This is a genomic window from Dorea sp. Marseille-P4042 (assembly GCF_900290215.1).
GTDB lineage: Bacteria > Bacillota > Clostridia > Lachnospirales > Lachnospiraceae > Dorea > Dorea formicigenerans.
On sequence record NZ_OLMI01000004.1, the window covers coordinates 14,721 to 40,642 of the forward strand.

Consider the following 25,922-nt stretch of genomic DNA (forward strand, 5'->3'; position numbering starts at 1 on the left):
TCAGTTCATTGGAAACACTGGGCTGAGCCGCATTTCTTTACATAATCTAATTCTTTACATAACCCTTGCTAGCACCATCTCTCACAGGTGTATGTAAAAGCACGGTTCCGATTGAAGCACAGATCATGTCCAGTTGCCGATTTTTATAAGGTGCTCCTGAATCAACATACAGTTTATTTGGAATTCCATATGCCGCAACAGCATCTTTAAGAACTTTCTGAAGGTTGTAGGCATTCTCCTGATAGAACAGATGTCCGCCTACAATCATTCGGGAATAATCATCCAAAATCATGATCAGATACGTTCTGTGCTTCTTTCCATTCTCTTCCAGATAAGGAAGATAACAGGTATCTGCCTGGTACATTCCCCCGAAGTATGCTTCCTCAAAAGCTTTCCTGTCTCTTCCGCTTAATGCAGCATCAGTACTTTTTAATCCGTTTCGTTTGATAAACCTCTGGACTGTTGCTACAGACACTGTCGCAGGAATCAGATTTTCCTGCACCAGACGGGCATGGATCTGCGTGGCATTCAGTCTGGGAAACATCTTTTTTATCTGATAGATTTCTTCGATTGCATCTTCCGTCAGTACCCTTGTGTTTCCAAGATTAGAACGTCTCTTTGGTGCCAGGGCATCAATCCCTCCATTCCGATACAGAGAAACCCATTTCCCGATTGTTTTTGGCTTATAATGAACAGTACGTCCATCTGGGAGCTGCATTGGAACCTTTGATACCCTCCGACAGTACGCCATAATAGATTCATCCGGATACGTTTCCTGAATCACCGGTGCGATCATCCCAAACCGGAGCCTTGCAATTTCCATTAATTCGTCTATTCCCTCTTTGTTATTGTGTTGTTCCATTTCTATCGCCTCCGATTAGAGCGTATTCCTAATCCGTGTTTTTGTACATGCCGAGATTATGGGAAGTTTCAGAGGTGTTTTTTCTCGGAAACTATAAGTGATGAAAATCTGATGCATGGTCTGCCTGCAGAAAAGAAAAGCGGAACGATTTCCAAAACTGAAAAAGTAATTGACCATCTATTTCTGCAATAAAATCGGATTGTTTCTTCTGCGCATCGTTTAATGCTCCAAGTATCAGCTTTTTATGAGAAAAGAACAAATCCCGAAAATCATAAAGCGTAGAGTGAACAATCTGATACATTTCACAAATTTTTTCCACGGTATGTGTACGCAAAAAATAGTCTTTTAATACCGTCAGAATGAAACGGATACTATAAGAAGTGTATGGAATCAAAACCTCCGGCAAAACTGCGTGGGTATGTCCACAGGAAGCGCACTTTACCCTTGGGATCTGTAATATTTCGGTTTTTATGTGATTGGCTTTTAAGGTGATCATGTAACGCGAATAACTATCATGAAGAATCATTTGCCCTTTGGAATCACAGTATGGACAGACTTGTTCAGAAAGATTTAATTTTACGATTGCCCGATCAAACCATTCTTGATCAGAAAGTTTTATATTTTTTAGCTTGCAAAATAGATTAAAAATACGTATCATAACATTTGGATACTTCCTTTGGGATGTATTTTAGAAAGAGGGAACCGGTTCTTGCCAGGAAGGGGTTCCTTCTTTTTTATTATAAACCTTTTGTAAAGAGAAAAAAGCATGCAGTAAATCACTACACACTCTCATCATTCATCCCACTTATCTATTCTTATTATCTGTTGTTTTCCTTTTGTCTCAATCACTTATAAAAAGTTGCTCTACACTTTCCGGTTGCGGATTCCTGTCCTGACTGTTATAATCGAAACATGGGTGCTACCATAACGGTAGGCGGTTAGTCCTTCAACAGAGGGACTGTGACCCTCTGATTACATAGAAACCCGAAAGGGAATCCACTGGAAAGGAGGGCTAGCCAATGAGTATTGTGGATTTCATTGCAGTTGTGAGCTTCGGCATCACCTGTTTTTGTGCCGGATACACATTCGGCAAAGATAATAATAAACCACAAAAATAGCCGCCCCCGTCTGGTAAACTGAGCGGCAATTTTTGCTAAACATTTATCGGACTAACCGTCTATCGGTAGCACTCTTTTTCTATAATCATATTATCACGCATCTATGAAAATGTCAAAATCTTTCTTTTCTTATGGACACATCCATAGCTTCAAGAATCTGTATTGCCCTTTCTGCTTCGTCCGTTTCCACAAACACATCCACACCATATATCCCAAATCCAGACATACCATGCATAGCAACATTGGCACTTGCTTCCTGTGAAAAAGCAGTAATTCCATGTTCTTTAAATAATTCTATGATCTTTCCTGCTTCTACTATATCTTTAGCATTATAGATTTTCGTACAACTTGTCGTTGTTTTTGAACTCGTTCTCTCTTTAAGCGCATTTCGGCGTCTATTCTGGTTTAAATATGATAATATTCGGAGAACAATAAATGCTACAATTGTAATTCCTCCCAAAAAAGACAAAGCAAAGTATATTATTTGCTTTTCGCTTGCCCCCATTCTTCTCAGGCAAATACCATAAAATACTGAGAAAATTCCTGCACAAATCACACTGGTAAGGAAATCTCTCCATAATGCTTCTCTCGCAGATAAACCTTTATCCCAGATACCATTATGTACCATGATAAACGCATATACAATTCCACCTACTAGGGCAATAAGCGTTTCTCCCAATACAAATCGAAGGTTTACTGTCAATAAAAGTTGTATGATAATAACTCCAATACTAATCAGGAACATAGATGCAAAAGCAAGATTTCCAGCTTTTAAAGCTTTTTGTTTTACCCAATTTTCATAATCAGCTACTTTGTCTAATGTTTCTTTCATCTCTTTATTCATAGTCTGGCTCCTTTCTCCATCCAGGAGCTCTTTCATTTCAATCTCGTAATATTCAGCAATTTCAACAAGCATACTGAGATCCGGCATATTTGTCCCTGTTTCCCATCTTGAAACTGTTCTTGCAGATACTCCAAACACCTCGGCAAGCTGTTCTTGTGTACGATTTTTCTCTTTACGACATTGTTTTAAAAAAGCTCCAATCTTTTTTGTATCCATGTCTTTACCTCTCTTTCACTTACAGCTTACCAACATATACCAAAATTACCACGACATAAAACGAGAATTATCTAATTTTCCACCAGACATCGCCTGTCCAATATAATCAGCGATACTTTCATCCCAATATTATTCAAACCGAAAGTTTACTCCCAGTTTATTTTGTGAATTTTTGCAATAAAATCATCCCAATTTTCTATACAATTTTTTGTTATACATTCATCGACAATTTTAAACTCAATGTCTTTAAACCTTTCCCACCAATCAAAATCTTTATTTGGATTTTCTTTTTCAGAATCAATTCTCTCATTGACCATCCCAATAATTCTTTTTATTAATTCCTCTGAGTATTCATTGATATAAAGGCATCTCCATTCTACGCCATTTGTATAAAGCACTTTTTTATACCACAGAATTTCACCTATAAGTTGCCCAATCTCCTTCTTAAGTTTATCTGGTTTTGTAGATAAGACCTCTTCTATTTGATCCTTGGTAATTAATTTAGTCTCCAATGCCTTTACTTCAAGGCATCCCTTAAGTTGATGCCATACCTCTTCGCTAATTGTCTTATTTGATATATTTTTAAATTTTTTATCTAATATAGCGACATCCGGAAAACTACTTATTCCATAGTATATCTGCCCTTTATCTGTCTTTCTCCTTGCAAAAACATACCTTTTAGACAAATTCTTTATTGTAGGCCGTATTATTTCTACCGCCATAGGGTAAATTTCAAATTCTGTATCATTTTGTTCTTTTATAAGATTTACTTCTTCAATATACTCTTGTTTTTCCATAGATTCACTTCTCCACCAACTTCCGATTTGTCTCTTACATTCTATCACATTCTACCTCAAAACTCTATTCTTAGATTACCAAAGAGCAGCCTTTCGACTGCCCTTTCTGCTCACATATACACAATCTCTTTTAGAACAATTTCTTCTGCACAGGCTTTAATATTGTTCATTATTCCAACCCATTTCATCAAATCCTGCTTTTTCAGTTGTTCCGTTATGCCCTGCTCTTCCGTCATCTGCTTTACCAAGGTTTCCCCCTGCTCTCTTGCATCCCGATCAACCTGGTTCAAATGTCCTGTCAATTCTCCCGTCATCAATAAATACTGGTATCGTGCCGGTTTATGCTCTTTCAGGAACTGTTTCCGCAACATTCCATATTTACCATAGGTCGGTTCTTCCTCATTCACTGCCAAATCCGGCAGATAATAATCTCCATGCAGTGTGTAGCTTAATCCATTACTTTCATCATAAATGTGCTTTTTCATTGTCTTATCTCTCCATTCCTCTGTTTTTTGTTTTATTTTTCTTACGCTGTTGATTCTCCATCTCACTCTTTCGAGCACCCCAGGCCAGTCTTTCGTGAATACTTCCTTGAGGCATTTGCTCCATTTGTCGTTTTTCTTCTAATACTTTCTGCTCCTGTATATCTTGCTGCACTGCATCCTCTACAACATTTTCCCCAAGGACACGCACTACCCGGTCATATCTGTCGGAAACGCCCTTCAATTGTTGCTTTTCCTCAGATAACTGCTGTTTTTCTTCACATACTGTATCTAGCTCTCTCTGCACTCGGTTATATGCCTGCTTTGTTTCCTGATATTTGTGTTTCCATTTTTCTACTTCTTTGGTAAGTTCTTTGACCTGGGCAGCCATTGCAGCAATTTTATTTTTCATCTGGGTAAACAGTGGTTTTATCTTTTTATCCCGGTAAGTTGTTGCACGTTCTAATGTCCCAGCTTCCGGTAGAATTGCTTTCACTGTCCCATATTCCTTTATTTCCTTACTAACATTATCCATAACAGGCTGCAACCGTTCTCTGCGTTCTTCCAGGCTGTGCAGATCTTTCTCAGCTTTTTCCGCACGCTTCTTAGCTTCCTCTTTATCTTTAACTGCCTGCTCCTTATCATCTTTTAAAAGCTGGATATCAGCTCTTACTTCCGCAATCTGTGCAATCAGTCCTTCATTCTCAGCAGTGAGATATTCTTTTTCCTGTTCCAGTGCCTGTACTTCCTTTTTACGCTCTTTCTTCTTAAAATTATAAACATCCAGATGTTCCTCATGTGTCCCTTTCTGCTCCCATTCAATTCCATGCTGTCGTGCAACCTCTGCAAGCACTTCTTTTTCATGGTTGATCCACTGATTCAACTCTGTATCGTGTTTGTTCCCACCTTCAAATCCCAGGCTTTTTAATGCCTGCTTCAGGGAAACCCTGGTATCCATTCCTTTCCCTTTCCAGCCAATCACATAAGGGACAAAATCAATGTGCAGATGCGGTGTAGCTTCATCCTGGTGCAGATAACAGCTAAATACATGAAGCGTTGGATTTCGTTGCTGAAAATTCTTTACATACTCATCCAGTACTTTTACCGCCAGGTCTCCTTCTGTCGTTCCCACAGCCATATCTTCTCGATTTCCAATCTGGACAATTACTTCGTGGAACAGCTTTTCCTGCTTTCCTTGACGGATTTTTTCATAGTAATTTGTAATCTGCCGATCCTTTCTTTTTCCTACATTGTACCGTTCCACAGAATCATCAAACAACTCTTTATATACTTCTTTCAGATTTTCATTCTGGTAACAGATATTCAGGTGTACTCTGTCCGAATCTACATTTTCAGCTATAAAATCCCGTCTGTTATGAGCCAGTGAGCCAGCTCCAATCATGCCACTTATTGTCCTTTTTATTGTCATATTCCTTCACCTCCCTTTCTAAAAGCAGTGCCAGATATTGCACATAATCTTTATTTACGCCTGCCATGGCAATTATAAGAAATCTTCGCCGGATACGGCGGTTTTGTTACTTTTGTCAAAAGTAACGCAAAAGCACTTTCGACAGCCGTACCGTCTATCAAAAGTACCCTTGCGCCCTGCCGGGGGCAATACGTCCATGGGACGTCTGCTCTGCACCGACCGAAGCGGAGCAACGATCTATGTATCCGCATATCCTATTCCGGTATTCTCGCCCGGATATATTCCAGATCCCCACAGTACGGTGTTCCTACCAGATACCATTCCCTTGCCGGATTCATCTCCATTCTGGTCTGCACCCACTGATCATCAATTAGTACTTCCAGGCATTCTCCACAATGAAATCCTGTATCAATCCATAAATCTGATGACAATAAACCATATCTGTCGTTACTGCTGTTATAACCTAATCTTCCTTCTCTCATTGCTGTATGCTCCTTTCTATTATCCTGCTGTAAGCACGCTCTGCTTCAGTACTCCCTTTCGCAACCTATAATTTGCCTATAAATAATCGGGTAATCTATAACCTCTCGTCTGCATCTTACAGACTTTCCCTTGTCTGATATTTACAGGTGCGTGACACGCTCCTGTTATAGAGTAATCAACAAGAAATTTTACCATCTAAAGCTTTCCTGTATTCCCTTTTTTTCCAGATACTCCTGCCGGAACTTTTCCCGTTCTTCTTCTGTTGGTGCAGTTTTGAATTTACTGTATACCTCACGATTTACCATTGCATCCAGCTTATTCTCCAGACCTTTTCTTATATCATCTGCTTCCTGTTCCTGATCCAGTAAATGATATTTTATAATCTTTCCAAATAACTCCTCTGGAATCATAACGTTTTTCAAGTTCTCACCTTCTTACAATTTATGTAAGGACGCAACACTGCAATGTCTTTACAGATTGCAACCTTACATTTTAATTCCGCATTTTCTATAAACTCTGCAATGTTGCATCCTTTATTTATTCCGGTTTAACTTTATCTAAATCCCAATACCATGAATTACCGATTCGTCTTGCCTTAATTCCGAGTTCTTTTTTTGCATTTTCCAGTGTTCTTTTGGAAATATTCAATTCTTCTGCCATATCAAAAATTTTGCTGCTTTGTACGGAATTTGATGTTTCTGCCAGTTCTCTCAACATCTTCTTGGCTTGTTCCAGCTTATTTATCTTGGGTGCAATTCCTCCAAGCACTTCATCTGCTGTGATTTCATAGTCACCTACCCACTCAAATCCTGTTTCTGTCAGGCGAAATGCTTTGGAATGTCCAAATGCTGCCAGATTATTTTTAATTTGAACCACTGCTCTTAAATCCGGTTCTCCCTCTATTCTTCCTACCAGCAATACGCTTCTGGCTACTGCAAAAAAGTCAATCGAACCCATTCCTCTATATGCAGCTTTGTTTCCACCAGCTTTATTCATGTGTCCAATCAATAAGATTGCACATTTGTATTTTTCTGCCAGTAAGCTCAATTTCTTCGTCATGTCCCTTGCTTCATTTGCCCGGTTCATATCCATTGTTCCACCAAGATATGCCTGGATTGGATCTAAAATAAGCACCCTGGCACCTGTCTGTTTAATGGCAGCTTCCAGTCTTTCATCAATCATGGAAAGTGATTTTTCTGTTTCATCTATAACCATGATTCTTTCACAGACCGCTTCTGCCAGTTCTAATCTGGGTTTTACCGTATCTGCCAGTCCATCTTCTGCTGTCTGATAAATAATATTTACTGGTTCTGTTACCTTCATATCGTTGTCCAATCTTTCTCCTTTAGACAATTTTGCTGCGATATTTAACACCAACGTAGTTTTTCCATCGCCGGGATCTCCCTGAATAATTGTTAATTTCCCATAAGGGATAAACGGATACCAGAGCCAGTCCACTGTCTGAGACTGGACATCTGACATCTTTATCATTTTCAATTCTGTTTTATTCTCATTTCTCTGTTCCATAAATTCCTCCATTTTTCAAACTGTTCTCTTCAATTGTCTGTTGTTCTCCGAAAGAATCCCTGCTATAATCAACTTGTCTAGGGTTGACATTTGTGGATTCGTCCTCATTTGTCACATTGCTCCGGTTGCTCGTACTTCCGGAGCTTTTTATATTTTCATCATCCAGCATATCTGACACCACTTTTTGCTGATCTGGATATAAGTGACCATAAGTATTCAATGTAATACGAATGTCTGTATGTCCAAATCTCTCTTTAATCATCAATGGCTGTACACCTTTATTAATCAGAAATGCCGCATGACTGTGACGAATGTCGTGTACTCTTATCTTTTTCACTCCGGTCTTTTGAACCACCTGTTTTAACTTATGCTGTACTGCTTCATGAACTATTGGGAAAATCCGTTCATCTTCAGGTAATTCATACAATTTACCAATATAATCCTGAATCTCTTTTTTGAGAAATTCTGGTATGGAAATTGTGCGATTAGATTCTTCTGTTTTAGGAGATGTAATTACATCTTTTCCATGCATACAGTAGTAAGTTTTATTGATATGAAGCAGATTCCTCTCAAAATCAATGTCCGCAGGTGTAATGCTGAGTGCTTCGCCCTCTCTTGCTCCTGTCCAGAATAATAATTCAAACAATACATAATATTTGCTTCCCTGTTCTATTCCTGTCATAAACTGTCGGTATTCTTCAATCGTCCAGAATTTCATTTTCTTTTTTGAAGTTTTTCCCATGCGTTTTACCTTGTCACAGGGATTATCTGCCAAATTGTAGATATTCTTCGCATGATTGAACAATGCCGTCATCTGATTCTGTATTGTTTTTAGGTAATCATCCGAATATCCTTTTTCAATAATCGTATTCTGCCACTGGATAATTTCTGCAGGTGTAATACTGTTCATCGGTCTGTCCTTAAAATACGGTAACAGCTGAGCATTCATCGTATCTCTTTTGTTCTTGATACTTCTGTCTTTCAATGACTGAGCCTTGTCTCGGAAGTAGACTTCTACAAACTCTCTCATTGTCATATCCATATCAGCTTTCGCTGTTCTTTTATACTCTGCTTCAAAATTTAACGCTTCTTTCTTGGTGCGGAATCCTCTTTTTACTTTTCTCTTTTTGGCTCCTGTCCAATCCTCGTAATAAAACGAAACATACCAGGTTCCTCTTTCTTCATCTTTGTATGCTGCCATACTTTCTCACCCCCTTACATTACAATCTGGGAATATCCATAAAATTTCTTTTCCCAGAATGCCCTTGGTATTTTGCCTGCAACGGTCACATAACCCTGATCTGCAAGCTCTTTGTTTAATTTACGAAGCAGCTTATAAGCATATCCAAGTGAAATTCCCATGCTTTCAGCTACTTCTTCTGCTGTAATCATATAGTTCTGTCTCTGCATATCATTTCCTCCTCATCTATAATTATCATTTTCACTGATACTATATCATTTTAAATAATCATTGTCAATAATTTTTATCTGTATAAATGATATTTTTCCATATTGTTGATTTTTATCATTTATGATATACTAATTATAGTTTTGAGGAGGTGTCTATTATGCAGGAATCATCTATTTCAGAGAAAATAAAAGAACTGCGAACTGATCTGAAAATGAATCAGAAAAACTTTTCCGCAGCCATTGGAATACGGCAATCAACTTTATCCAGTTATGAAAACGGTGTAGTTACACCATCCAACGAGGTATTATTGACCATTGCTCAAAAATTTCATGTCTCACTGGACTGGTTGTTTGGATTATCTGAAAACAAAATACAAATTTCTACCCTGAGCGATGTCATTTTGGTTCTGCTCCAGATGAATGAATCAAATGAATTACGCTATGAACTGGACATAAATAATAAACTTCCCGGAGACATAGAAACAGAAAGTCAGAGATGGTACGCCGGACTTCGCTTTTATGGAAATGATCCAAAACATTCTTTAAATGCGGATATGTGTAATTTTCTTGCAGACCTACAAGAGAACAGAGAAAGCCTGGAATCTTATTTCACAGGCAAGGATATGTACGATATGTGGAAAAAACAAACGCTGGAATACTATACAGCGAAACCTGTCACACATAAAGAAATTGAAGAATTGGATTTTGAAACACGAATTCGTAAACGAGATGAACTTTTAGCAAAGAAATTTTCCAATAACGAATAAAAATAGTATCATAACAGTATCACAGGCAGATATGTGAAGAAAATAAAAGTCTTCCCATACCTGCCTGTCTTAATATATTCGCTATTCTTTATAGCTGTATTCTTAATTTTCACATAACAGAAAAACCCCAGAAACACAAGGTTTCTGGGGTATCTTACGTTTGGACACAGAGTGCACTCCTGACACTCAATTTATATCAAGTTATAATTACTCGATGATTGTAGCAACACGTCCTGATCCAACAGTACGTCCACCTTCACGGATAGCGAAACGAAGTCCCTGCTCCATAGCAACTGGGTGAATCAGTTCGATTGTCATCTCTACGTTATCTCCAGGCATGCACATCTCTGTTCCCTCTGGAAGCTCGCAAACACCTGTTACGTCTGTTGTTCTGAAGTAGAACTGTGGACGATAGTTGTTGAAGAATGGAGTATGACGTCCACCCTCGTCTTTTGTCAGTACATAAACCTGAGCTGTGAATTTCTTGTGGCATGTAACTGAACCTGGTTTACAAAGAACCTGTCCTCTTTCGATGTCTGTTCTCTGGATACCACGAAGAAGAGCTCCGATGTTATCTCCAGCCTGAGCCTCATCAAGAAGCTTACGGAACATCTCAACACCTGTTACAACTGTTTTCTTAACATCCTCATGGATACCAACGATTTCAACTTCGTCAGATACATGAAGAACACCACGCTCTACTCTACCTGTAGCAACTGTTCCACGTCCTGTGATAGAGAATACGTCCTCTACAGGCATAAGGAATGGCTTATCTGTATCACGCTCTGGATCTGGGATATAAGAATCTACAGCATCCATAAGCTCCATGATCTTATCTCCCCACTCTGACATTGGATCCTCAAGAGCTTTAAGAGCAGATCCCTGGATGATCGGTGTGTCATCTCCTGGGAACTCATACTCGTCTAACAGCTCACGGATTTCCATCTCAACGAGCTCAAGAAGCTCTGGATCGTCAACCATGTCACATTTGTTCATGAATACAACGATGTAAGGTACACCTACCTGACGGGAAAGAAGGATATGCTCTCTTGTCTGAGCCATAACTCCGTCTGTAGCAGCTACGACAAGGATAGCTCCGTCCATCTGAGCAGCTCCTGTGATCATGTTCTTAACGTAGTCAGCATGTCCTGGGCAGTCAACGTGTGCATAGTGACGTTTCTCTGTCTCATACTCAACGTGTGCTGTAGAGATTGTGATTCCACGCTCTCTCTCTTCTGGAGCTTTATCGATGTTCTCGAAATCTACAGCTGCGTTACCCTCAACTCTTGCTGCAAGTGTCTTTGTGATAGCAGCTGTAAGAGTTGTTTTACCATGGTCAACGTGACCGATAGTACCGATATTACAATGCGGTTTTGTTCTTTCAAATTTAGCCTTTGCCATTTTGAATATCCTCCTTAAATATATGCTTTTAAAGCATTTTCTAAAAATATTTTACGATTACTCGGCTAGTTTTGATTATATTTCAAATCATACAGTTTTTCAAGCCTTTTTGCGCCTTTTTACAAGGAATTAAGCATTTTTATTGGATAATACCTTCTCCTGTACAGACTTTGGTACCTGCTCGTATTTCTCGAAGAACATTGAGTAGTTACCACGTCCCTGTGTTCTGGAACGAAGGTCTGTAGAGTATCCGAACATCTCTGCAAGTGGTACATAACCATGTACAATCTTACCACCGCCAAGATCATCCATACCCTCGATACGTCCACGACGTGAGTTGATATCACCGATAACATCTCCCATGTACTCTTCTGGCATTGTTACCTCAACCTTCATGATAGGCTCAAGAAGTACCGGATCTGCCTTCTTCATAGCATCTTTAAATGCAAGTGATCCTGCAATATGGAAAGCCATCTCACTGGAATCGACCTCATGGTAAGATCCGTCATATACGTTAGCGTGAATACCAACAACCGGGAATCCTCCAAGAAGACCTGACTGCATAGCTTCCTCAATACCTTCTCCGATCTTCGGAATGTACTCTTTCGGAATAGCTCCACCAACTACAGTAGACTCGAATTTGAATGTCTCCTCACCGTTAACATCCATAGGCTCAAATTTAACTTTACAGTGTCCGTACTGTCCACGTCCACCAGACTGTTTAGCATATTTGCTATCTACATCAACAGCCTTAGTAAATGCTTCTTTGTATGCAACCTGTGGTGCACCAACGTTAGCTTCTACTTTGAACTCACGAAGAAGACGGTCAACGATGATCTCCAAGTGAAGCTCACCCATTCCGGCGATGATTGTCTGTCCAGTTTCCTGATCAGTGTGTGCACGGAATGTAGGATCCTCTTCTGCAAGTTTTGCAAGGGACTCACCAAGTTTACCCTGGGAAGCCTTTGTCTTAGGCTCGATAGCGAGCTCGATAACTGGCTCTGGGAATTCCATAGACTCCAGAATTACTGGGTGCTGCTCATCACAGATTGTATCACCTGTTGTAGTGAACTTGAATCCGATAGCCGCAGCGATATCTCCGGAATAAACCTTATCCAGCTCTTCACGCTTGTTGGCATGCATCTGAAGGATACGTCCAACACGCTCTTTTTTGTTCTTTGTAGCATTCAGTACATAAGAACCAGAGTTCATTGTACCAGAGTAAACTCTGAAATATGCCAGTTTACCAACGAATGGGTCTGTCATAATCTTGAATGCAAGTGCTGAGAATGGCTCCTCATCTGAAGAATGTCTTACAACATTGTTTCCATCCTCGTCCACACCTTCGATTGGTGGGATATCTGTTGGTGCAGGCATATACTCGATAACTGCATCAAGCATCTTCTGAACACCTTTATTTCTGTATGCTGATCCACATGTTACAGGTACTGCTGTACACTCACATGTTGCTTTTCTTAAAGTTGCTTTTAACTGCTCGATTGAAGGAATCTCGTCTTCAAGATACATCATCATAAGCTCGTCATCCAACTCACAAATCTTCTCAACCATCTCTGTGTGATAAAGCTCAGCATCATCTTTCATATCTTCCGGAATATCAGTGATTGTGATATCATTTCCCTTATCATCGTTGTAGATGTAGGCTTTCATTTCCATCAAATCAATGATTCCCTTGAAATCATCTTCTTTACCGATTGGCAGCTGAAGAACGATTGCATTTTTACCAAGTCTTGTTCTGATCTGATCTACAGCATTGTAGAAATCAGCACCAAGAATATCCATCTTGTTGATGAATGCCATTCTTGGAACGTTGTATGTGTCAGCCTGACGCCATACGTTCTCTGACTGTGGCTCTACACCACCCTTAGCACAAAATACACCTACTGCTCCGTCCAGTACACGAAGTGAACGCTCTACCTCAACAGTAAAGTCAACGTGTCCCGGAGTATCAATGATATTGATACGATGCTCAAGAGCACCCGGCTTCGGCTTACAGTTCTCTTCCAATGTCCAGTGACATGTTGTAGCTGCAGAAGTAATTGTGATACCTCTTTCCTGCTCCTGCTCCATCCAGTCCATAGTAGCAGTACCTTCATGAGTATCACCAATCTTATAGTTTACACCGGTATAGTAAAGAATACGCTCTGTCAGTGTAGTCTTACCAGCATCAATATGAGCCATGATACCGATGTTTCTGGTTCTCTCTAATGGATATTGTCTCTCAGCCATTATTGCCTCCTAAAATATTAGAAACGATAGTGAGCAAATGCTTTGTTTGCCTCAGCCATCTTGTGCATGTCTTCTTTCTTCTTTACAGATGCACCAGTGTTGTTTGCTGCATCAAGAATCTCATTTGCCAGTCTTTCTTCCATTGTCTTCTCGCCTCTCTGACGGGAATATGTTGTAAGCCAGCGAAGCGCTAAAGTCTGTCTTCTGTCTGCTCTTACCTCGATTGGCACCTGATAGTTTGCTCCTCCGATACGTCTTGCCTTTACCTCAAGTACTGGCATGATGTTGTTCATAGCCTCTTCGAATACTTCGATTGCTGGCTTCTCGGATTTGTCTGCGATTCTTTCGAATGCTCCATATACAATCTTCTGTGCAACACCCTTCTTACCGTCTAACATGATGTTATTGATAAGCTTTGTTACCACTTTACTATTGTACATTGGATCTGCTAATACGTCTCTTTTCTGAGTATGTCCTTTACGTGGCACGGTCCTTCCCTCCTTAAACATTTTGATTAATTCATAGGTACTCACATGTGTCGTTCTGATGATACAGTGTAGTGCAAAGACATAACTCAACATCTATATGTCTCGCAACTTACTCAATCATAGTTCTGTTTGTGAATATAAATTCATATGGCAGTTCTTCTTACTAAGCTCGTGAACTACCTCGCTAAGTTCCGAAGAACAATCTTCGTACTAAATTCACATTCCCCTTGCGGTCATGCTCATTAAGTGCTCAGGATTTATTTAGCGTCTTTTGGTCTCTTAGCGCCGTATTTAGAACGAGCCTGTCTTCTCTTAGCAACACCTGCTGTATCAAGTGTTCCTCTGATGATGTGGTATCTTGTTCCTGGAAGGTCTTTTACTCTTCCTCCACGAATCAGTACAACACTATGCTCCTGAAGGTTATGTCCTTCTCCTGGGATATAGCTTGTTACTTCGATACCGTTAGAAAGACGAACTCTGGCGATCTTTCTAAGAGCTGAGTTAGGCTTCTTAGGTGTAGCTGTCTTAACAGCTGTACATACGCCTCTCTTCTGTGGAGCAGACTCATTAGTTGCTCTTTTCTTAAGAGAATTGTACCCTTTCTGAAGTGCAGGAGCTGTAGACTTCTTTACAGATGTCTGACGTCCTTTTTTTACTAACTGGTTAAATGTTGGCATTCTCTTTCACCTCCTATGATAGTAATAAGTTGCCTCGTTTACACGAAATATGCGCACTAAAAACTAATGCCTTTTTATGCACGCTAGATTATAGTATTATGAAACCGCTTAATTGTCAAGGGGTTTTGCAAGATTTTTACAGAGTTTTTCTACGGATTTACATAACGTTTTTCATGGATTTTCCCCTTGTCATTTAAATTATCTTTCTCTATAATAAAAAAGATTTCTTTTCTGGAATCAAAGTATTTTACAAAAGACAGGAGAACACTTGATATGAATATCACACTTCATACATTTTTAGTCGTATGCCCGCTTGTTTTTCTCGCCGGGCTCGTCGACGCCATCGGTGGTGGCGGCGGTCTGATTTCACTTCCAGCTTTTTTAATTGCCGGGCTTCCTCCTCATGCAGCAATTGCCACGAATAAAATATCCAGTCCATTCGGAACTGCACTTGCCACTTACCGTTTTGCGAAAGCAAAACTCATTAATTTAAAGCTGGCAGCGCCTGCGGTAGTCGCTGCGATCTGCGGTTCTTTCATCGGTGCACAGATCTCCCTTCGCGTCCCGGAACACATTCTTTCCTATGTATTAATGGTAATCCTTCCGGTATCTGCATTTCTCGTATTAAACAAGAAATTATTTAACGATGAAGGGAGCGAAGAGATCACTCTGAACCGAAGAACTTACTTAACTGCAACGATAGCTGCATTTATCGTCGGATGTTACGACGGATTCTATGGACCGGGAACTGGAACATTTTTAATTATCGCGTTCACAGTATTTGCTCATCTGAACATCCAGACCGCAAATGCACAGGCAAAAGTCATCAACTTGACTACGAACCTGACCGCACTTGCAATCTTTCTTTACAATGGACAAGGCGTTTTAAGTCTCGGACTTGCATCTGCAGCCTGCAATATGCTTGGCGGATACATCGGTGCCGGACTTGTGATGAAAAACGGTTCTAAAATTGCCAGACCAAGTATTGTATTCGTATTATTCCTGCTTGCACTAAAAGCACTTGGGGTTTATTAATTCAGCACAATCGCCAAAAGGGACAGCCTTAATCAGCGATGGGGACGTAGTACTTTGTTAAAGTGCTACGTCCCCCATTTAATTTTTATACTTTAAATCTGTATCCCACGCCCCAGATTGTCTCAATGTACTGTGGGTTTGATGTGTCTACTTCTACTTTTTCTCGGATTTTTTTGATATGAACAGTCACAGTCGCAATATCTCCGATAGATTCCATATCCCAGATTTCCCGGAACAGTTCTTCTTTTGTATATACGTGATTCGGGTGGCTTGCAAGGAATGTGAGTAAATCAAATTCTTTTGTTGTAAATGTCTTCTCTACATCGTTGACCCATACGCGTCTTGCAGTTGTGTCGATACGGAGTCCGCGAATCTCAATAATTTTATTCTTTTCCACTGCGCTTCCTGTCAGGCGGTCATATCTTGCGAGGTGTGCTTTTACTCTTGCTACCATCTCGCTCGGACTGAATGGTTTTGTCATATAATCGTCTGCACCGAGTCCCAGCCCACGAATCTTGTCAATATCGTCTTTCTTTGCGGATACCATGATGATTGGTGTATTTTTTTCTTCTCGGATTTTCCTACAGATTTCAAATCCGTCCACACCCGGAAGCATGAGATCCAGTATGAACAAGCTGTATTCATCTTTCAGGGCTTTTTCAAGTCCTGTCTCTCCGTCATTTGCAACTTCCACCTCAAATCCGCTCAGTTCCAGATAATCTTTTTCCAGATCTGCAATTGTCTCTTCATCTTCTACGATTAATATTTTACTCATTTACTGGTACCTCCTGATACTTTCTAAGCACAAAATACATGGTCGTCCCGGTATGTTCCCGGCTCGTTGCCCAGATTTTTCCACCGTGTTCTTCTATAATCTTCTTTACAATAGAAAGACCAATACCGCTTCCTCCTTTTGAGGAATTTCTTGATGCGTCCGTCCGGTAAAATCTCTCGAACACATTTGGCAGATCTTTTGACGCAATTCCTTTTCCGTTATCTTCGATTTCGACCTGAACAAAATCCCCTACATCTTTGACGCGCAAATTAATCTTTGGCTTGTCTTTATCCATATATTTTACAGAGTTATTCACAATGTTATGCACCACTCTCTTAATTTGTTCCGGGTCTGCAATAACCTTGACCTCAGGTTCTACATAATTAAAATAACCAAATTCCACATTTTTTGCCTCTAGATCCAAAGATAAATCCTCTGAGCAATCATTAAAATAATCATTCACAGATAAAATTGTGAAATTGTACGGAATACGGTTCGTGTCAATTTTTGAATAAAGAGTCAGCTCGTTGATGAGTACGTCCATCTCACTCGCTTTATTGTAAATGGTCCGTACATATTTTGCCACTTTGTCCGGAGTATCTGCCACACCGTCCATGATTCCTTCTGCATAACCTTTGATGGTCGTCACAGGTGTCTTTAGATCATGGGAAATGTTACTGATCAATTCTTTATTTTCTTTGTCAAATTTCAGTTTCTCTTCTGCCGTATTCTTCAGACGTTTTCGCATGTCTTCCAGATCCCCACAGAGCTGTCCGAGCTCGTCATCTGTCTCAACCGGCAGTTCAAAGTCAAGATTTCCTTCTTTTATGCTCTTTGTTGCCTCCCGCATCTTCCCGACCGGTCCCATGACACTTCTGTAAATCCAGATGATCAGCACACATGCGGTAAATACAAGCACCAGGAAAATGCATACGATAATCTCCACGAACAGATTTTTCACTTCCGGAATCAGGCTTCCTACATTTGTCACAATAAATGCACTGCCTTCACTTCCATCCGAATACTGAAAATCAATCTGTTTTAGAAGGACTTGTGCTTTTCCTCCAAGATACATGCCATTTTCTGATGTCGTCTCGGCCGCTCCATACTCCGGGAGCTGGCTGATGACTTTCTCAGCTTTAGAAGCCTCCGTACCAATATAGGCAATCGTATCATTCTTTCTCACAAGAAGATAAGATTTTTTATCTTGCAGTTCACCATTCAGACTTTCCAGTTGTGCTGCATCTTCCATTTCTTCCGGATTTTTCCGTATCAATGCCTCCAGCTCACGATATGGCTGTTCTGTCAGCCGTGTAAGAACGGTTACAGAACTAGCCAGACTCTCGACTGTCGTATTCTTGATCCCATAATTTTTCTCAATAGAACTAAGTTGATATTTTCCAACCATACACACAAGCGCCGAAGATAATACAAGTGGAATTAATATAATTGTAAAAAACGCTACTACCAGCCTGGTCTTAAATTTCATAAAATAAATCTCCTTTTAAGTTCAGGTCTCACTCAAAATGCACTTTTGCATCTAAAATCAAGTATAGCATGAAAAAGGACGCTTCACACGAAAGCGTCCATAAACATTTCTAAAAATTTTATAAATCAATCTTACAGATAACTTTTCAGTAACTCTGCTTTGTCTGTCTTCTCCCATGGAAGATCTACATCTGTACGTCCAAAGTGACCGTAAGCTGCTGTCTGTTTGTAAATCGGTCTTCTTAAGTTCAACATCTGGATAATTCCAGCCGGACGAAGATCGAAATTCTCACGGATGATTTCAACAAGCTTCTCATCTGAAATCTTACCTGTTCCAAATGTATCTACCATGATAGATGTCGGGTGTGCAACACCGATCGCGTAAGATAACTGGATTTCACATTTCTTAGCAATTCCGGCTGCCACGATATTCTTAGCAACATAACGTGCTGCGTAAGCTGCGGATCTGTCTACCTTTGTACAATCCTTTCCGGAAAATGCTCCACCCCCGTGGCGAGCCATTCCACCGTAAGTATCTACAATAATCTTTCTTCCAGTCAGTCCGCTGTCACCGTGTGGTCCACCGATTACAAAGCGGCCTGTCGGGTTGATGAAAAATTTTGTATTCTCATCTACCATTCCTTCCGGAATGATCGGGTCAAAAACATATTTCTTAATATCTTCGTGAATCTGCTCCTGTGTCACATCCGGATCGTGCTGTGTAGAAAGTACAACTGCATCCAGACGCTTTGGCGTACCATTCTCATCATATTCTACAGTAACCTGAGTTTTTCCGTCTGGTCTTAAATATTTTAATGTACCGTCTTTTCTGACTTCTGTCAGTTTTCTTGCAAGCTTGTGTGCCAGTGAAATCGGATATGGCATCAGTTCCGGCGTCTCATCGGAAGCATATCCGAACATCATTCCCTGATCTCCTGCTCCGATTGCTGCAATCTCTTCTTCAGACATTTTATTCTCTTTTGCTTCCAGAGCTTTGTCAACTCCAAGCGCGATATCTGCAGACTGCTCATCGATTGCTGTAATCACACCACATGTATCTGCATCAAATCCATATTTTCCACGAGTATACCCAATCTCGCGGACTGTATCTCTTACAATCTTCTGAATATCCACATAAGCATTTGTTGTGATTTCTCCCATGACCATAACAAGACCTGTTGTTGTGCATGTCTCGCAGGCAACACGGCTCATTGGATCCTGCTCCATAAGGGCATCCAGGATTGCATCTGAAATCTGGTCGCACATCTTATCCGGATGTCCTTCAGTTACTGATTCTGATGTAAATAAATGTCTTTCCATTCTTTTCTCCTTTTCATGTTCTTTACTCTTATTCTGAGATTCGCTAAAACCCTGAAAATGCACATAGCATGGCGGATTCATTGCACAAAGAAACAGCCCACACTAAGTGGACTGTTTATATTTCATAAGCCAATCCTCTTATTGTTCGATTACTCGCTCAGGTCGGCACCTTCCCGAACCGGGGGTTGCCGCAGCTTCACAGGTCCTTTGTACCTCCACTGCTCTGAATAAGAGAAAAATATTATTATTATCTTGTAACATATATGACTTTATCGCAATACATAAGAAATGTCAATATACATATCTTACTTTCTGTTGTATTAGCTGACTTTCAGCTTGAACTTCTGAATCTCACGCTCTGTAGACACACGTTCAATGATTCCGCCGATTCCACGGATCTTCTCCTCGAAACGCTCATATCCTCTCTGGATATACACAATGTCGTCAACAATCGTGATTCCGTCAGTTGCAAGACCTGCAATGCAAAGTGCTGCTCCTGCTCTAAGATCCGGTGCGCTTACCCTTGCTCCTGAAAGCTTCTCAACACCTTCAATCGTTGCAGAATTTCCTTCTACTTTGACATTTGCACCCATTCTTGCGAGCTCGTCAAGATATTTAAAACGATTCTCGAAGATACTCTCTGTCACAATACTTGTCCCTTTGCATAAAGCCAGTGTAACGCCCATCTGTGGCTGCATATCTGTCGGGAATCCCGGATATGGTAATGTCTTCACATGTGTGCTTCTTAAGTCCCCCTTTGACACTACACGAACTGCATCGTCAAATTCCTCTACTTCGCAGCCAATTTCAAGAAGCTTTGCAATTGTTGCTTCCAGATGTTTCGGGATTACATTCAGCACTGTCACATCGCCTTTTGTAGCTGCTGCCGCAAACATAAATGTTCCGGCTTCAATCTGATCTGGGATTACAGAATAATCTGTTCCGTGAAGTTTCTGAACACCACGGATCTTGATCACATCTGTTCCGGCACCACGGATATTTGCTCCCATGCTGTTGAGGAAGTTTGCAACATCAACAACGTGAGGTTCTTTTGCAACATTCTCCATAATGGTAAGTCCCTCTGCCATTGTAGCTGCCATCATAACATTAATGGTTGCTCCAACACTGACTACATCAAAGTAAATGTGCTTTCCGACCAGGCGGTCCGCTTCAGCAAGAATCTTACCATATTCAATCTCTACATCTGCTCCAAGTGCACGGAATCCTTTCAGATGCTGATCGATCGGTCTGCTTCCGATATTACATCCTCCAGGCAGTGCAACTTCTGCATGCTTATACTTTCCAAGCATAGCTCCTAACAGATAATAAGATGCACGAATCTTTTTAATATAATCATATTCAATATTGAAATCATGAATTGCTTTCGCATTGATCTTAACAGTGTGGCGGTCTGTACGCTGTACCATTGCTCCAATACCTGCAATCGCATCCAGAAGTACATTAATATCATTAACATCTGGAAGGTTCTCAATACGGACTGTCTCATCTGTCATAATTGCTGCAGCAAGAATCGCAAGTGCCGCATTCTTCGCTCCACCAATCTCCACCTCGCCTACAAGCGGGTGACCTCCCTTAATAATATATTGCTCCATAGATAACACCTCTATATATTCTACCAATATTCTCTAAAATATTATGCATCTTTCCTTCTCTCAAGCTCCTTATCCCTGAGCGAGACAAAAATGCATGGTCGAGGGACAGTATATTATATAAACTCCCCATATGTCAAGTCATATTTTTATGGCATGACAATAACACGCCCTCTTATGGGTACCACAACAGTATAGCACAAAACACTTGCCACGTAAAATATTTTTTACATTTACGTAATGTTTTTGTAACATTTGAACTTCCGTCGCATGGATTAGTTCAGACTCGCCAACACTTTCTCAATCGTTTCTTCCAGTTCCAATCCATCTTCGCACACTGTCACATCTGCATATTTTTCAAACAATTTTACACGTTCTTCGTATAAATCCTTCAATGTCTGTCCGTCACGCAGTACGACTCCACGGCTCTTTGCATTTCTAAGTCTCTTATTTATTGTTTCAAATGATACCTGCAAATATACGACTTTTCCGATTTCTTTGTAATGTTTCATTGCATTTTCACAATATACAACGCTTCCGCCCGGTGCAATCACTGTTTTTTCCGCCTCGATTTCAGCATTGATCCTATCCTCAACTTCCAGGAAACCGTCCGGTCCAACCTCCGCTATGATCTCTCTAAGAAGCTTTCCTTCCTTTTCTTGGATGACCAGATCTGTATCTACAAAATTATAACCCAGGCGCTTTGCAACAATAACACCCACGGTGCTTTTTCCAACTGCTGGCATACCTATTAAAATGATGTTATCCATGATGTTTTTATCCTTCTATTTTTGCTTTTCTTCCTTTTATAATAAATGTGTTTTCATCTTTTCCTTTTATTATATGCAGCCTCTAATGGACAGGTGACTTTTCTACTCGCCAAATACGACCTCTTCCAATATGCGGGCTGCATCTTTCACACAATCCGGACAGGCTTTTGCCGGCGTTCCTGTCTCGACTCCCTTTAATTCCTTACAGATTACGCTGCCGCTCTCCTCTTTGAATCTGCGCACAATTTCTTTGGATATTTTATAAGTTGCCCCTTTACTTCCCGGACCACCCATTTCCACAGTACTATTCCTGGCCCCGGCAATTACACAGGCTGCTGTGACAGCTCCACATGTTCCTTCCATGCCGCCCATTCCAAGGCCAAGCCCTTCTGTCATACGAAACATCGTTTCTTCATCAATTCCAACCAGATCACAATATGCACATGCTACTGCCTGTGCACAGTTGTATCCACTCTTATGTTTCTCTGCAACTTTGTCTACTCTTGTTTCCATTCCTATCTCCTTATCTTTTCCATAATTTATAGTATATCAGCCTATCTCACGACATATGATATGCATGACTTAATTGCATCTATCCGCTTTTCCAACAAGATATGTCACTTATGCATTCCGTGTTCCTTCACTTTTAATTTTCAAGCTATAAAAGATACTGTATATTTTATCACGAATCTTTTCTTTTTCCTATCCCTTATCTTTTTCTTCTTTATTGAGAATTCTAATAATACCCGATTTCAAACAGCTAAATCAATAATATTTCCGTCTCATACTTCTGTTTTCCCGTCTCCTCTGACACAGTTCCTGATAGGTCATGACCTGGATCAGATTCTGCAGCCACTCGCCTGTTTCCTCGCCTTCTTTTGCTTCATCTTTCTTTGTTTCATCTTCTTTCGCGCGATTATAAATTCTTCTGCAAAGCAGCAACAACTGCAGCCGGTCCGGATATTCGTCATACATAACGCTCCCCGTATACTCCAGACGGTCACATTCCTCTTCGATATATGGTATCAGCCGCTTTGCCGTTCCTGGATATACACTCTTCATATATTCATAATCCCTCTGGTTCTGACGCTCATCATCATATAATAGCGGCATTGGATACGCCATATAGTAAGGAAGTTTTTCATCCATGTTCATACACTCCCACAAAATTCATCTGCTTTATCATATGCAGAAAGGAAAAAAGCGGAACAGCAATTGCTGTCCCGCTCAAATTTTTCTGTATTCTGTTTTTAATTAGCCTAAGAGCAGTAAGCCGAATACCAATGTAAAGAGGGCTACTGTCTCTACGATACCTACTACGATGAAGTAGTTAGCTGTACCTTTTCCGGTTGCTCCTAATGCATCAGATGCTCCAGCGGCACATTTACCCTGGAATAATGCTGAAAGTCCGATTGCGAGTCCACAGAAGATACCAACACCAAGTGCCAGTCCTGCGTCTGCTCCGCCTTCTACTGCTGATTTGATAAAGTTCATAAGAAGGAATCCGTAGATTGTCTGTGTAAGAGGTGCTCCAGCGAACGCGATCATGATGAACGGTGCCGGTTTTCCACTTGCATAACACTTTTTCCATGCTCCTACTGCTGCCTGTCCTGCAAATCCTGCACCGAATGCTGATCCTGAAGCAGATAAACCAAGTGCAGCTGCCATTCCAACAAATGCTAAATTCATAATTTTTCTCCTTTAATTAAATACTATTTAATAATTTTATCGTTTACTTTAAATGGTTCGTATGCAATTCCTGTCCACTCCAGTCCTGCCTGTCCTGAGAACTCCAGAACGTTCAGTCTGACACCGTGTACTACGACTGACAGGAAACACATGATAATATTCAGTCCGTGTCCGATAAGTACAACTACAACAGCGAGAATAATAAGCGGTCCGTGGAATCCTGCTGCGATTCCGTTAAAGCTCTGAGAAATGGCAAGTCCTGCCATACCTACTGCGAACAGACGGATATAACTCATTACGTTACCAAAGCAGCTGATCGTATTCAGGAATACGGTAAACGCATCTGCAAGACCAGCTTTCAGTCCCTGTGCAAATGTACGATCCGGTGACATTGCACCAAAGAGAACAACAAGTATAAATGCTACACCAATCATTGCAAATACCGGTGTAATGTTAATGCTCTCTCCGATTACCAGATAAAGCGATAATAAATACATTGCTACAATTGCTACGAGCCAGCCAAGGTCTGCTACCCAGCTCAGGTTCTTCTCAGCAATCTTTTTCTTAATAGAGATCAGACTACCAAGTGCCATCTGGATTGCTCCTACAGAGAATGAGAACTTCATGATCATGTTCTGCTGTGCAAGAGCTGTAACTCCGAAGTAATCCGGATAGTTTGCAAAGCTTGGAATTACCAGTGCTTTCAGGAACGGAACATTCATTGCTGACTCCATTCCGAACCAGGTACCGGTAATTGCTCCCCATATAACGGTTGCAATTGAAAGTACAAATAATAAGTAAACTATGTTGCTATATTTCTTTTCGCCTTTTGTCTTCACTGCAAATACTATTGTTCCGATCAGAATCAGCATACCATATCCGGCATCACCGATGATCATTGCAAAGAACAGTGTGAAGAACAGGAAGAACCAAAGTGAGATATCAGACTCTCTGTATCCCGGAAGGATTCCTAAGATGTCAAATACCGGCTGGATCAGTCCGGAGACTTTTCCGTATTTAACTTTCGTAGGTACCTGATCGTCGTCCTCTGCTACATCTTCCTGCGCCCAAGCCCATTTATTTGCTGAAGCCGCTTCTTTGAATTTTGAAAGGTCTTCCTCTGGAAGATATCCTGAGATCCATACGAAATCCTCATCACTTTCTGCGGTCTCACTTGCGGAAGAATAATTCTCCTCGTTCTGAGCTTTGAGCATCTGAGCCTGAAAACTGGCATCATATACAGCAGCTTTTTTAAGGATTTCATCGCACTCTGCGTTCTGACGCTGGCACTCCTCAATCTCTTTTGTAAGTTCACTGATTCCTTTTTCCGGAATTGCGAACTCTGCTGCCGGAATTGTTGCCGGTAAAGCTCCGATTACAGCAACGGTATCCATCTTATCGATAGTAGCAAGACGGATCATCTTAACTTCCGGATCCTGCTCAGCCATCTCAAATTCATTTTTTGCCAGACGGTAAAAATGAAGATCATACCCTGCTTCTTTTAATTCTTTTAATTCAGCCGGTGCGAAATCGCCCCATGCTTTTACTCGTTCTATCTCTGCACCTGCTGCACTCATTTCCTGGGACAGCGCTGACTTTTTGTCTAGTGCTGCAAGCACGCCCTGATACATCTCTTCAAACTGTTCGTCTGAAAGGATCGGAGCTTCTTCTTTCCCCTTGGATTTTTTATCCGGCGCATAGTCTAATAATACTCCTGCAGTCTTAGAAAGTGTTGTAAATCTTTCTGACGCTGCACGTGCCGGACTTTTCTTCTCTGCCAGATGCAGAAGTCCGAGATCCCGAAGTCCATCGAGCATCTCATCTTTCTTGGAGACGGATGACACGACATAGACCATTTTCATCTTTTCAATCATTTTGCCGCCTCCACAAGTTTTTTCTTTGAAATCTTTCCGCGAACAACTGCCGCTGTCTGCTGATCTCCAAGGAATACACCGATCACACGGATATTCTCCTTTGCCTCCGGAATCTTAACCTTCTCGAACAGATTTACTCTCTGAGATGTAGCACGAAGCTCATTCTCAAGAAGTGTTTCCTGTTTTCGAAGTGTAGATACCAGTGCATCCAGACGAGCAATCTCGCGAAGTTTTACAATTGCAGTATCAACCCACAAAGGATAGTCGTCAACATCGTAAACAATGTCTTTAAATGTCAGCTCCTGAAATGTCGGAACCGTTACACCTGCGATGTTCTCATTCTTACAGATAACTGTCTCTGGCTGTACCAAGTGATCGAGTTTTTTCTCTTCATCGAAGATTTCATTCTCCGCGAAAACTGCAACCCAGTCATCCAAGTCTCCAATCATCTGAGCACGTTCGACTTCCTTCTGCTCCAGTTCAGCTTTCGTCTTCATAATTACCGATTGCAGCTGCTGTTTTTTAAGCTGCAGAGTAGGAAGATAGCGCTGATACTGTTTCAGGTGGTCTTTCTGCACCTTCTGCTCATTTTTTGTAAGTTTGATAGCCATCA

General features: G+C 40.8%; 27 protein-coding genes and 1 riboswitch. Of the genes, 2 read left to right on the forward strand and 25 right to left on the reverse strand.

The window, feature by feature from the left end; genetic code table 11:
• Window positions 1-46 precede the first annotated feature (46 nt).
• The 11 genes from C7E02_RS18120 to C7E02_RS18175 all read right to left on the reverse strand — a co-directional run bounded on the left by C7E02_RS18120 (window position 47) and on the right by C7E02_RS18175 (window position 9,168).
• Window positions 47-862: a DDE-type integrase/transposase/recombinase gene (locus C7E02_RS18120; protein WP_242979026.1), complete on the reverse strand. Its 816-nt coding sequence runs from the start codon at window positions 860-862 to the stop codon at window positions 47-49.
• 91 nt (window positions 863-953) lie between these two features.
• The gene (locus tag C7E02_RS18125; protein ID WP_105310376.1) at window positions 954-1,520 is read right to left on the reverse strand and encodes a DUF6431 domain-containing protein; all 567 of its coding nucleotides are present in this window, start codon (window positions 1,518-1,520) and stop codon (window positions 954-956) included.
• Window positions 1,521-2,092: 572 nt separating this feature from the next.
• A complete protein-coding gene (locus C7E02_RS18130; RefSeq protein ID WP_105310377.1) occupies window positions 2,093-3,040 on the reverse strand; it encodes a helix-turn-helix domain-containing protein in 948 nt (315 codons plus the stop codon).
• A 146-nt stretch (window positions 3,041-3,186) separates the two neighbouring features.
• Window positions 3,187-3,837, reverse strand: coding sequence for a hypothetical protein (locus C7E02_RS19500; RefSeq protein WP_186279130.1), 651 nt, complete (start codon window positions 3,835-3,837; stop codon window positions 3,187-3,189).
• A gap of 110 nt (window positions 3,838-3,947) precedes the next feature.
• Window positions 3,948-4,322: a TnpV protein gene (locus C7E02_RS18140; RefSeq protein ID WP_105310378.1), complete on the reverse strand. Its 375-nt coding sequence runs from the start codon at window positions 4,320-4,322 to the stop codon at window positions 3,948-3,950.
• Window positions 4,323-4,326: 4 nt separating this feature from the next.
• Window positions 4,327-5,748 carry a plasmid recombination protein gene (locus tag C7E02_RS18145; RefSeq protein ID WP_105310379.1) on the reverse strand — a complete coding sequence of 474 codons (1,422 nt, stop codon included), beginning with the start codon at window positions 5,746-5,748 and terminating at the stop codon, window positions 4,327-4,329.
• A gap of 254 nt (window positions 5,749-6,002) precedes the next feature.
• Window positions 6,003-6,230 carry a DUF5348 domain-containing protein gene (locus C7E02_RS18155; RefSeq protein WP_105310380.1) on the reverse strand — a complete coding sequence of 76 codons (228 nt, stop codon included), beginning with the start codon at window positions 6,228-6,230 and terminating at the stop codon, window positions 6,003-6,005.
• 189 nt (window positions 6,231-6,419) lie between these two features.
• Window positions 6,420-6,653 (reverse strand): complexin-2, encoded by a 234-nt coding sequence (locus C7E02_RS18160; protein WP_330406873.1) that lies wholly within the window; start codon window positions 6,651-6,653, stop codon window positions 6,420-6,422.
• Between the two features lie 115 nt (window positions 6,654-6,768).
• A complete protein-coding gene (locus C7E02_RS18165) occupies window positions 6,769-7,770 on the reverse strand; it encodes an AAA family ATPase (protein ID WP_105310381.1) in 1,002 nt (333 codons plus the stop codon).
• Window positions 7,742-8,959 (reverse strand): site-specific integrase, encoded by a 1,218-nt coding sequence (locus C7E02_RS18170; protein WP_105310382.1) that lies wholly within the window; start codon window positions 8,957-8,959, stop codon window positions 7,742-7,744. Before C7E02_RS18170 ends, C7E02_RS18165 begins: the two co-directional genes overlap by 29 nt.
• A gap of 14 nt (window positions 8,960-8,973) precedes the next feature.
• Entirely contained in the window at window positions 8,974-9,168 is a 195-nt protein-coding gene (locus C7E02_RS18175; protein ID WP_105310383.1) for a DNA-binding protein, read from the reverse strand.
• 158 nt (window positions 9,169-9,326) lie between these two features.
• Between C7E02_RS18175 and C7E02_RS18180 the strand changes: the two genes are divergently transcribed.
• Window positions 9,327-9,935: a helix-turn-helix domain-containing protein gene (locus tag C7E02_RS18180; protein WP_105310384.1), complete on the forward strand. Its 609-nt coding sequence runs from the start codon at window positions 9,327-9,329 to the stop codon at window positions 9,933-9,935.
• Window positions 9,936-10,142: 207 nt separating this feature from the next.
• Here the strand turns inward: C7E02_RS18180 and tuf are convergent, their stop codons facing one another.
• The 4 genes from tuf to rpsL all read right to left on the reverse strand — a co-directional run bounded on the left by tuf (window position 10,143) and on the right by rpsL (window position 14,748).
• A complete protein-coding gene (gene tuf, locus C7E02_RS18185) occupies window positions 10,143-11,336 on the reverse strand; it encodes an elongation factor Tu (protein WP_005338007.1) in 1,194 nt (397 codons plus the stop codon).
• 129 nt (window positions 11,337-11,465) lie between these two features.
• Complete coding sequence (gene fusA / locus C7E02_RS18190; protein WP_005338009.1) at window positions 11,466-13,583, reverse strand: elongation factor G; 2,118 nt, start codon at window positions 13,581-13,583, stop codon at window positions 11,466-11,468.
• A gap of 17 nt (window positions 13,584-13,600) precedes the next feature.
• Window positions 13,601-14,071 (reverse strand): 30S ribosomal protein S7, encoded by a 471-nt coding sequence (gene rpsG, locus C7E02_RS18195; protein WP_207635665.1) that lies wholly within the window; start codon window positions 14,069-14,071, stop codon window positions 13,601-13,603.
• 257 nt (window positions 14,072-14,328) lie between these two features.
• Window positions 14,329-14,748 (reverse strand): 30S ribosomal protein S12, encoded by a 420-nt coding sequence (gene rpsL, locus C7E02_RS18200; protein WP_005331923.1) that lies wholly within the window; start codon window positions 14,746-14,748, stop codon window positions 14,329-14,331.
• 273 nt (window positions 14,749-15,021) lie between these two features.
• Between rpsL and C7E02_RS18205 the strand changes: the two genes are divergently transcribed.
• A complete protein-coding gene (locus C7E02_RS18205) occupies window positions 15,022-15,783 on the forward strand; it encodes a sulfite exporter TauE/SafE family protein (RefSeq protein ID WP_005338012.1) in 762 nt (253 codons plus the stop codon).
• A gap of 85 nt (window positions 15,784-15,868) precedes the next feature.
• On the opposite strand, the gene C7E02_RS18210 is transcribed toward C7E02_RS18205, so the two are convergent.
• The 10 genes from C7E02_RS18210 to C7E02_RS18255 all read right to left on the reverse strand — a co-directional run bounded on the left by C7E02_RS18210 (window position 15,869) and on the right by C7E02_RS18255 (window position 25,920).
• Entirely contained in the window at window positions 15,869-16,558 is a 690-nt protein-coding gene (locus C7E02_RS18210; protein WP_022279469.1) for a response regulator transcription factor, read from the reverse strand.
• Window positions 16,551-18,047: a HAMP domain-containing sensor histidine kinase gene (locus C7E02_RS18215; protein WP_022279468.1), complete on the reverse strand. Its 1,497-nt coding sequence runs from the start codon at window positions 18,045-18,047 to the stop codon at window positions 16,551-16,553. Before C7E02_RS18215 ends, C7E02_RS18210 begins: the two co-directional genes overlap by 8 nt.
• A 131-nt stretch (window positions 18,048-18,178) precedes the next feature.
• Window positions 18,179-19,366, reverse strand: coding sequence for a methionine adenosyltransferase (gene metK / locus C7E02_RS18220; protein ID WP_105310385.1), 1,188 nt, complete (start codon window positions 19,364-19,366; stop codon window positions 18,179-18,181).
• A 135-nt stretch (window positions 19,367-19,501) separates the two neighbouring features.
• Window positions 19,502-19,600: riboswitch (SAM riboswitch) on the reverse strand.
• Between the two features lie 86 nt (window positions 19,601-19,686).
• On the reverse strand, window positions 19,687-20,979 hold the full coding sequence (locus C7E02_RS18225) for a UDP-N-acetylglucosamine 1-carboxyvinyltransferase (RefSeq protein ID WP_005331917.1): 1,293 nt from the start codon (window positions 20,977-20,979) through the stop codon (window positions 19,687-19,689).
• Between the two features lie 272 nt (window positions 20,980-21,251).
• Window positions 21,252-21,746, reverse strand: a complete 495-nt coding sequence (locus C7E02_RS18230) for a shikimate kinase (protein ID WP_005338021.1) — start codon at window positions 21,744-21,746, stop codon at window positions 21,252-21,254.
• Window positions 21,747-21,848: 102 nt separating this feature from the next.
• Complete coding sequence (locus tag C7E02_RS18235; protein WP_105310386.1) at window positions 21,849-22,259, reverse strand: C-GCAxxG-C-C family protein; 411 nt, start codon at window positions 22,257-22,259, stop codon at window positions 21,849-21,851.
• A 252-nt stretch (window positions 22,260-22,511) separates the two neighbouring features.
• Window positions 22,512-22,895: a hypothetical protein gene (locus C7E02_RS18240; RefSeq protein ID WP_005338039.1), complete on the reverse strand. Its 384-nt coding sequence runs from the start codon at window positions 22,893-22,895 to the stop codon at window positions 22,512-22,514.
• A 105-nt stretch (window positions 22,896-23,000) separates the two neighbouring features.
• The gene (locus C7E02_RS18245) at window positions 23,001-23,435 is read right to left on the reverse strand and encodes an ATP synthase subunit K (protein WP_005331894.1); all 435 of its coding nucleotides are present in this window, start codon (window positions 23,433-23,435) and stop codon (window positions 23,001-23,003) included.
• Between the two features lie 23 nt (window positions 23,436-23,458).
• Window positions 23,459-25,309, reverse strand: a complete 1,851-nt coding sequence (locus C7E02_RS18250; protein WP_105310387.1) for a V-type ATP synthase subunit I — start codon at window positions 25,307-25,309, stop codon at window positions 23,459-23,461.
• Entirely contained in the window at window positions 25,306-25,920 is a 615-nt protein-coding gene (locus C7E02_RS18255) for a V-type ATP synthase subunit D (protein WP_005331891.1), read from the reverse strand. The genes C7E02_RS18250 and C7E02_RS18255 overlap by 4 nt, the downstream gene beginning before the upstream one ends.
• Between the last annotated feature and the right edge of the window lie 2 nt (window positions 25,921-25,922).

What these genes read in the sequence shown, in the direction of transcription:
- C7E02_RS18235 (WP_105310386.1), bottom strand. Translation starts at nt 22,259, where the DNA reads ATGGAAACAAGAGTAGACAAAGTTGCAGAGAAACATAAGAGTGGATAC.
- C7E02_RS18130 (WP_105310377.1), bottom strand. Translation starts at nt 3,040, where the DNA reads ATGGATACAAAAAAGATTGGAGCTTTTTTAAAACAATGTCGTAAAGAG.
- C7E02_RS18255 (WP_005331891.1), bottom strand. Translation starts at nt 25,920, where the DNA reads ATGGCTATCAAACTTACAAAAAATGAGCAGAAGGTGCAGAAAGACCAC.
- metK (WP_105310385.1), bottom strand. Translation starts at nt 19,366, where the DNA reads ATGGAAAGACATTTATTTACATCAGAATCAGTAACTGAAGGACATCCG.
- C7E02_RS19500 (WP_186279130.1), bottom strand. Translation starts at nt 3,837, where the DNA reads ATGGAAAAACAAGAGTATATTGAAGAAGTAAATCTTATAAAAGAACAA.
- C7E02_RS18155 (WP_105310380.1), bottom strand. Translation starts at nt 6,230, where the DNA reads ATGAGAGAAGGAAGATTAGGTTATAACAGCAGTAACGACAGATATGGT.
- C7E02_RS18225 (WP_005331917.1), bottom strand. Translation starts at nt 20,979, where the DNA reads ATGGAGCAATATATTATTAAGGGAGGTCACCCGCTTGTAGGCGAGGTG.
- C7E02_RS18250 (WP_105310387.1), bottom strand. Translation starts at nt 25,309, where the DNA reads ATGATTGAAAAGATGAAAATGGTCTATGTCGTGTCATCCGTCTCCAAG.
- C7E02_RS18120 (WP_242979026.1), bottom strand. Translation starts at nt 862, where the DNA reads ATGGAACAACACAATAACAAAGAGGGAATAGACGAATTAATGGAAATT.
- C7E02_RS18210 (WP_022279469.1), bottom strand. Translation starts at nt 16,558, where the DNA reads ATGAGTAAAATATTAATCGTAGAAGATGAAGAGACAATTGCAGATCTG.
- C7E02_RS18125 (WP_105310376.1), bottom strand. Translation starts at nt 1,520, where the DNA reads ATGATACGTATTTTTAATCTATTTTGCAAGCTAAAAAATATAAAACTT.
- C7E02_RS18140 (WP_105310378.1), bottom strand. Translation starts at nt 4,322, where the DNA reads ATGAAAAAGCACATTTATGATGAAAGTAATGGATTAAGCTACACACTG.
- C7E02_RS18175 (WP_105310383.1), bottom strand. Translation starts at nt 9,168, where the DNA reads ATGCAGAGACAGAACTATATGATTACAGCAGAAGAAGTAGCTGAAAGC.
- tuf (WP_005338007.1), bottom strand. Translation starts at nt 11,336, where the DNA reads ATGGCAAAGGCTAAATTTGAAAGAACAAAACCGCATTGTAATATCGGT.
- C7E02_RS18230 (WP_005338021.1), bottom strand. Translation starts at nt 21,746, where the DNA reads ATGGATAACATCATTTTAATAGGTATGCCAGCAGTTGGAAAAAGCACC.
- C7E02_RS18170 (WP_105310382.1), bottom strand. Translation starts at nt 8,959, where the DNA reads ATGGCAGCATACAAAGATGAAGAAAGAGGAACCTGGTATGTTTCGTTT.
- C7E02_RS18215 (WP_022279468.1), bottom strand. Translation starts at nt 18,047, where the DNA reads ATGAAATTTAAGACCAGGCTGGTAGTAGCGTTTTTTACAATTATATTA.
- rpsL (WP_005331923.1), bottom strand. Translation starts at nt 14,748, where the DNA reads ATGCCAACATTTAACCAGTTAGTAAAAAAAGGACGTCAGACATCTGTA.
- C7E02_RS18240 (WP_005338039.1), bottom strand. Translation starts at nt 22,895, where the DNA reads ATGGATGAAAAACTTCCTTACTATATGGCGTATCCAATGCCGCTATTA.
- fusA (WP_005338009.1), bottom strand. Translation starts at nt 13,583, where the DNA reads ATGGCTGAGAGACAATATCCATTAGAGAGAACCAGAAACATCGGTATC.
- C7E02_RS18180 (WP_105310384.1), top strand. Translation starts at nt 9,327, where the DNA reads ATGCAGGAATCATCTATTTCAGAGAAAATAAAAGAACTGCGAACTGAT.
- C7E02_RS18145 (WP_105310379.1), bottom strand. Translation starts at nt 5,748, where the DNA reads ATGACAATAAAAAGGACAATAAGTGGCATGATTGGAGCTGGCTCACTG.
- C7E02_RS18165 (WP_105310381.1), bottom strand. Translation starts at nt 7,770, where the DNA reads ATGGAGGAATTTATGGAACAGAGAAATGAGAATAAAACAGAATTGAAA.
- C7E02_RS18205 (WP_005338012.1), top strand. Translation starts at nt 15,022, where the DNA reads ATGAATATCACACTTCATACATTTTTAGTCGTATGCCCGCTTGTTTTT.
- C7E02_RS18245 (WP_005331894.1), bottom strand. Translation starts at nt 23,435, where the DNA reads ATGAATTTAGCATTTGTTGGAATGGCAGCTGCACTTGGTTTATCTGCT.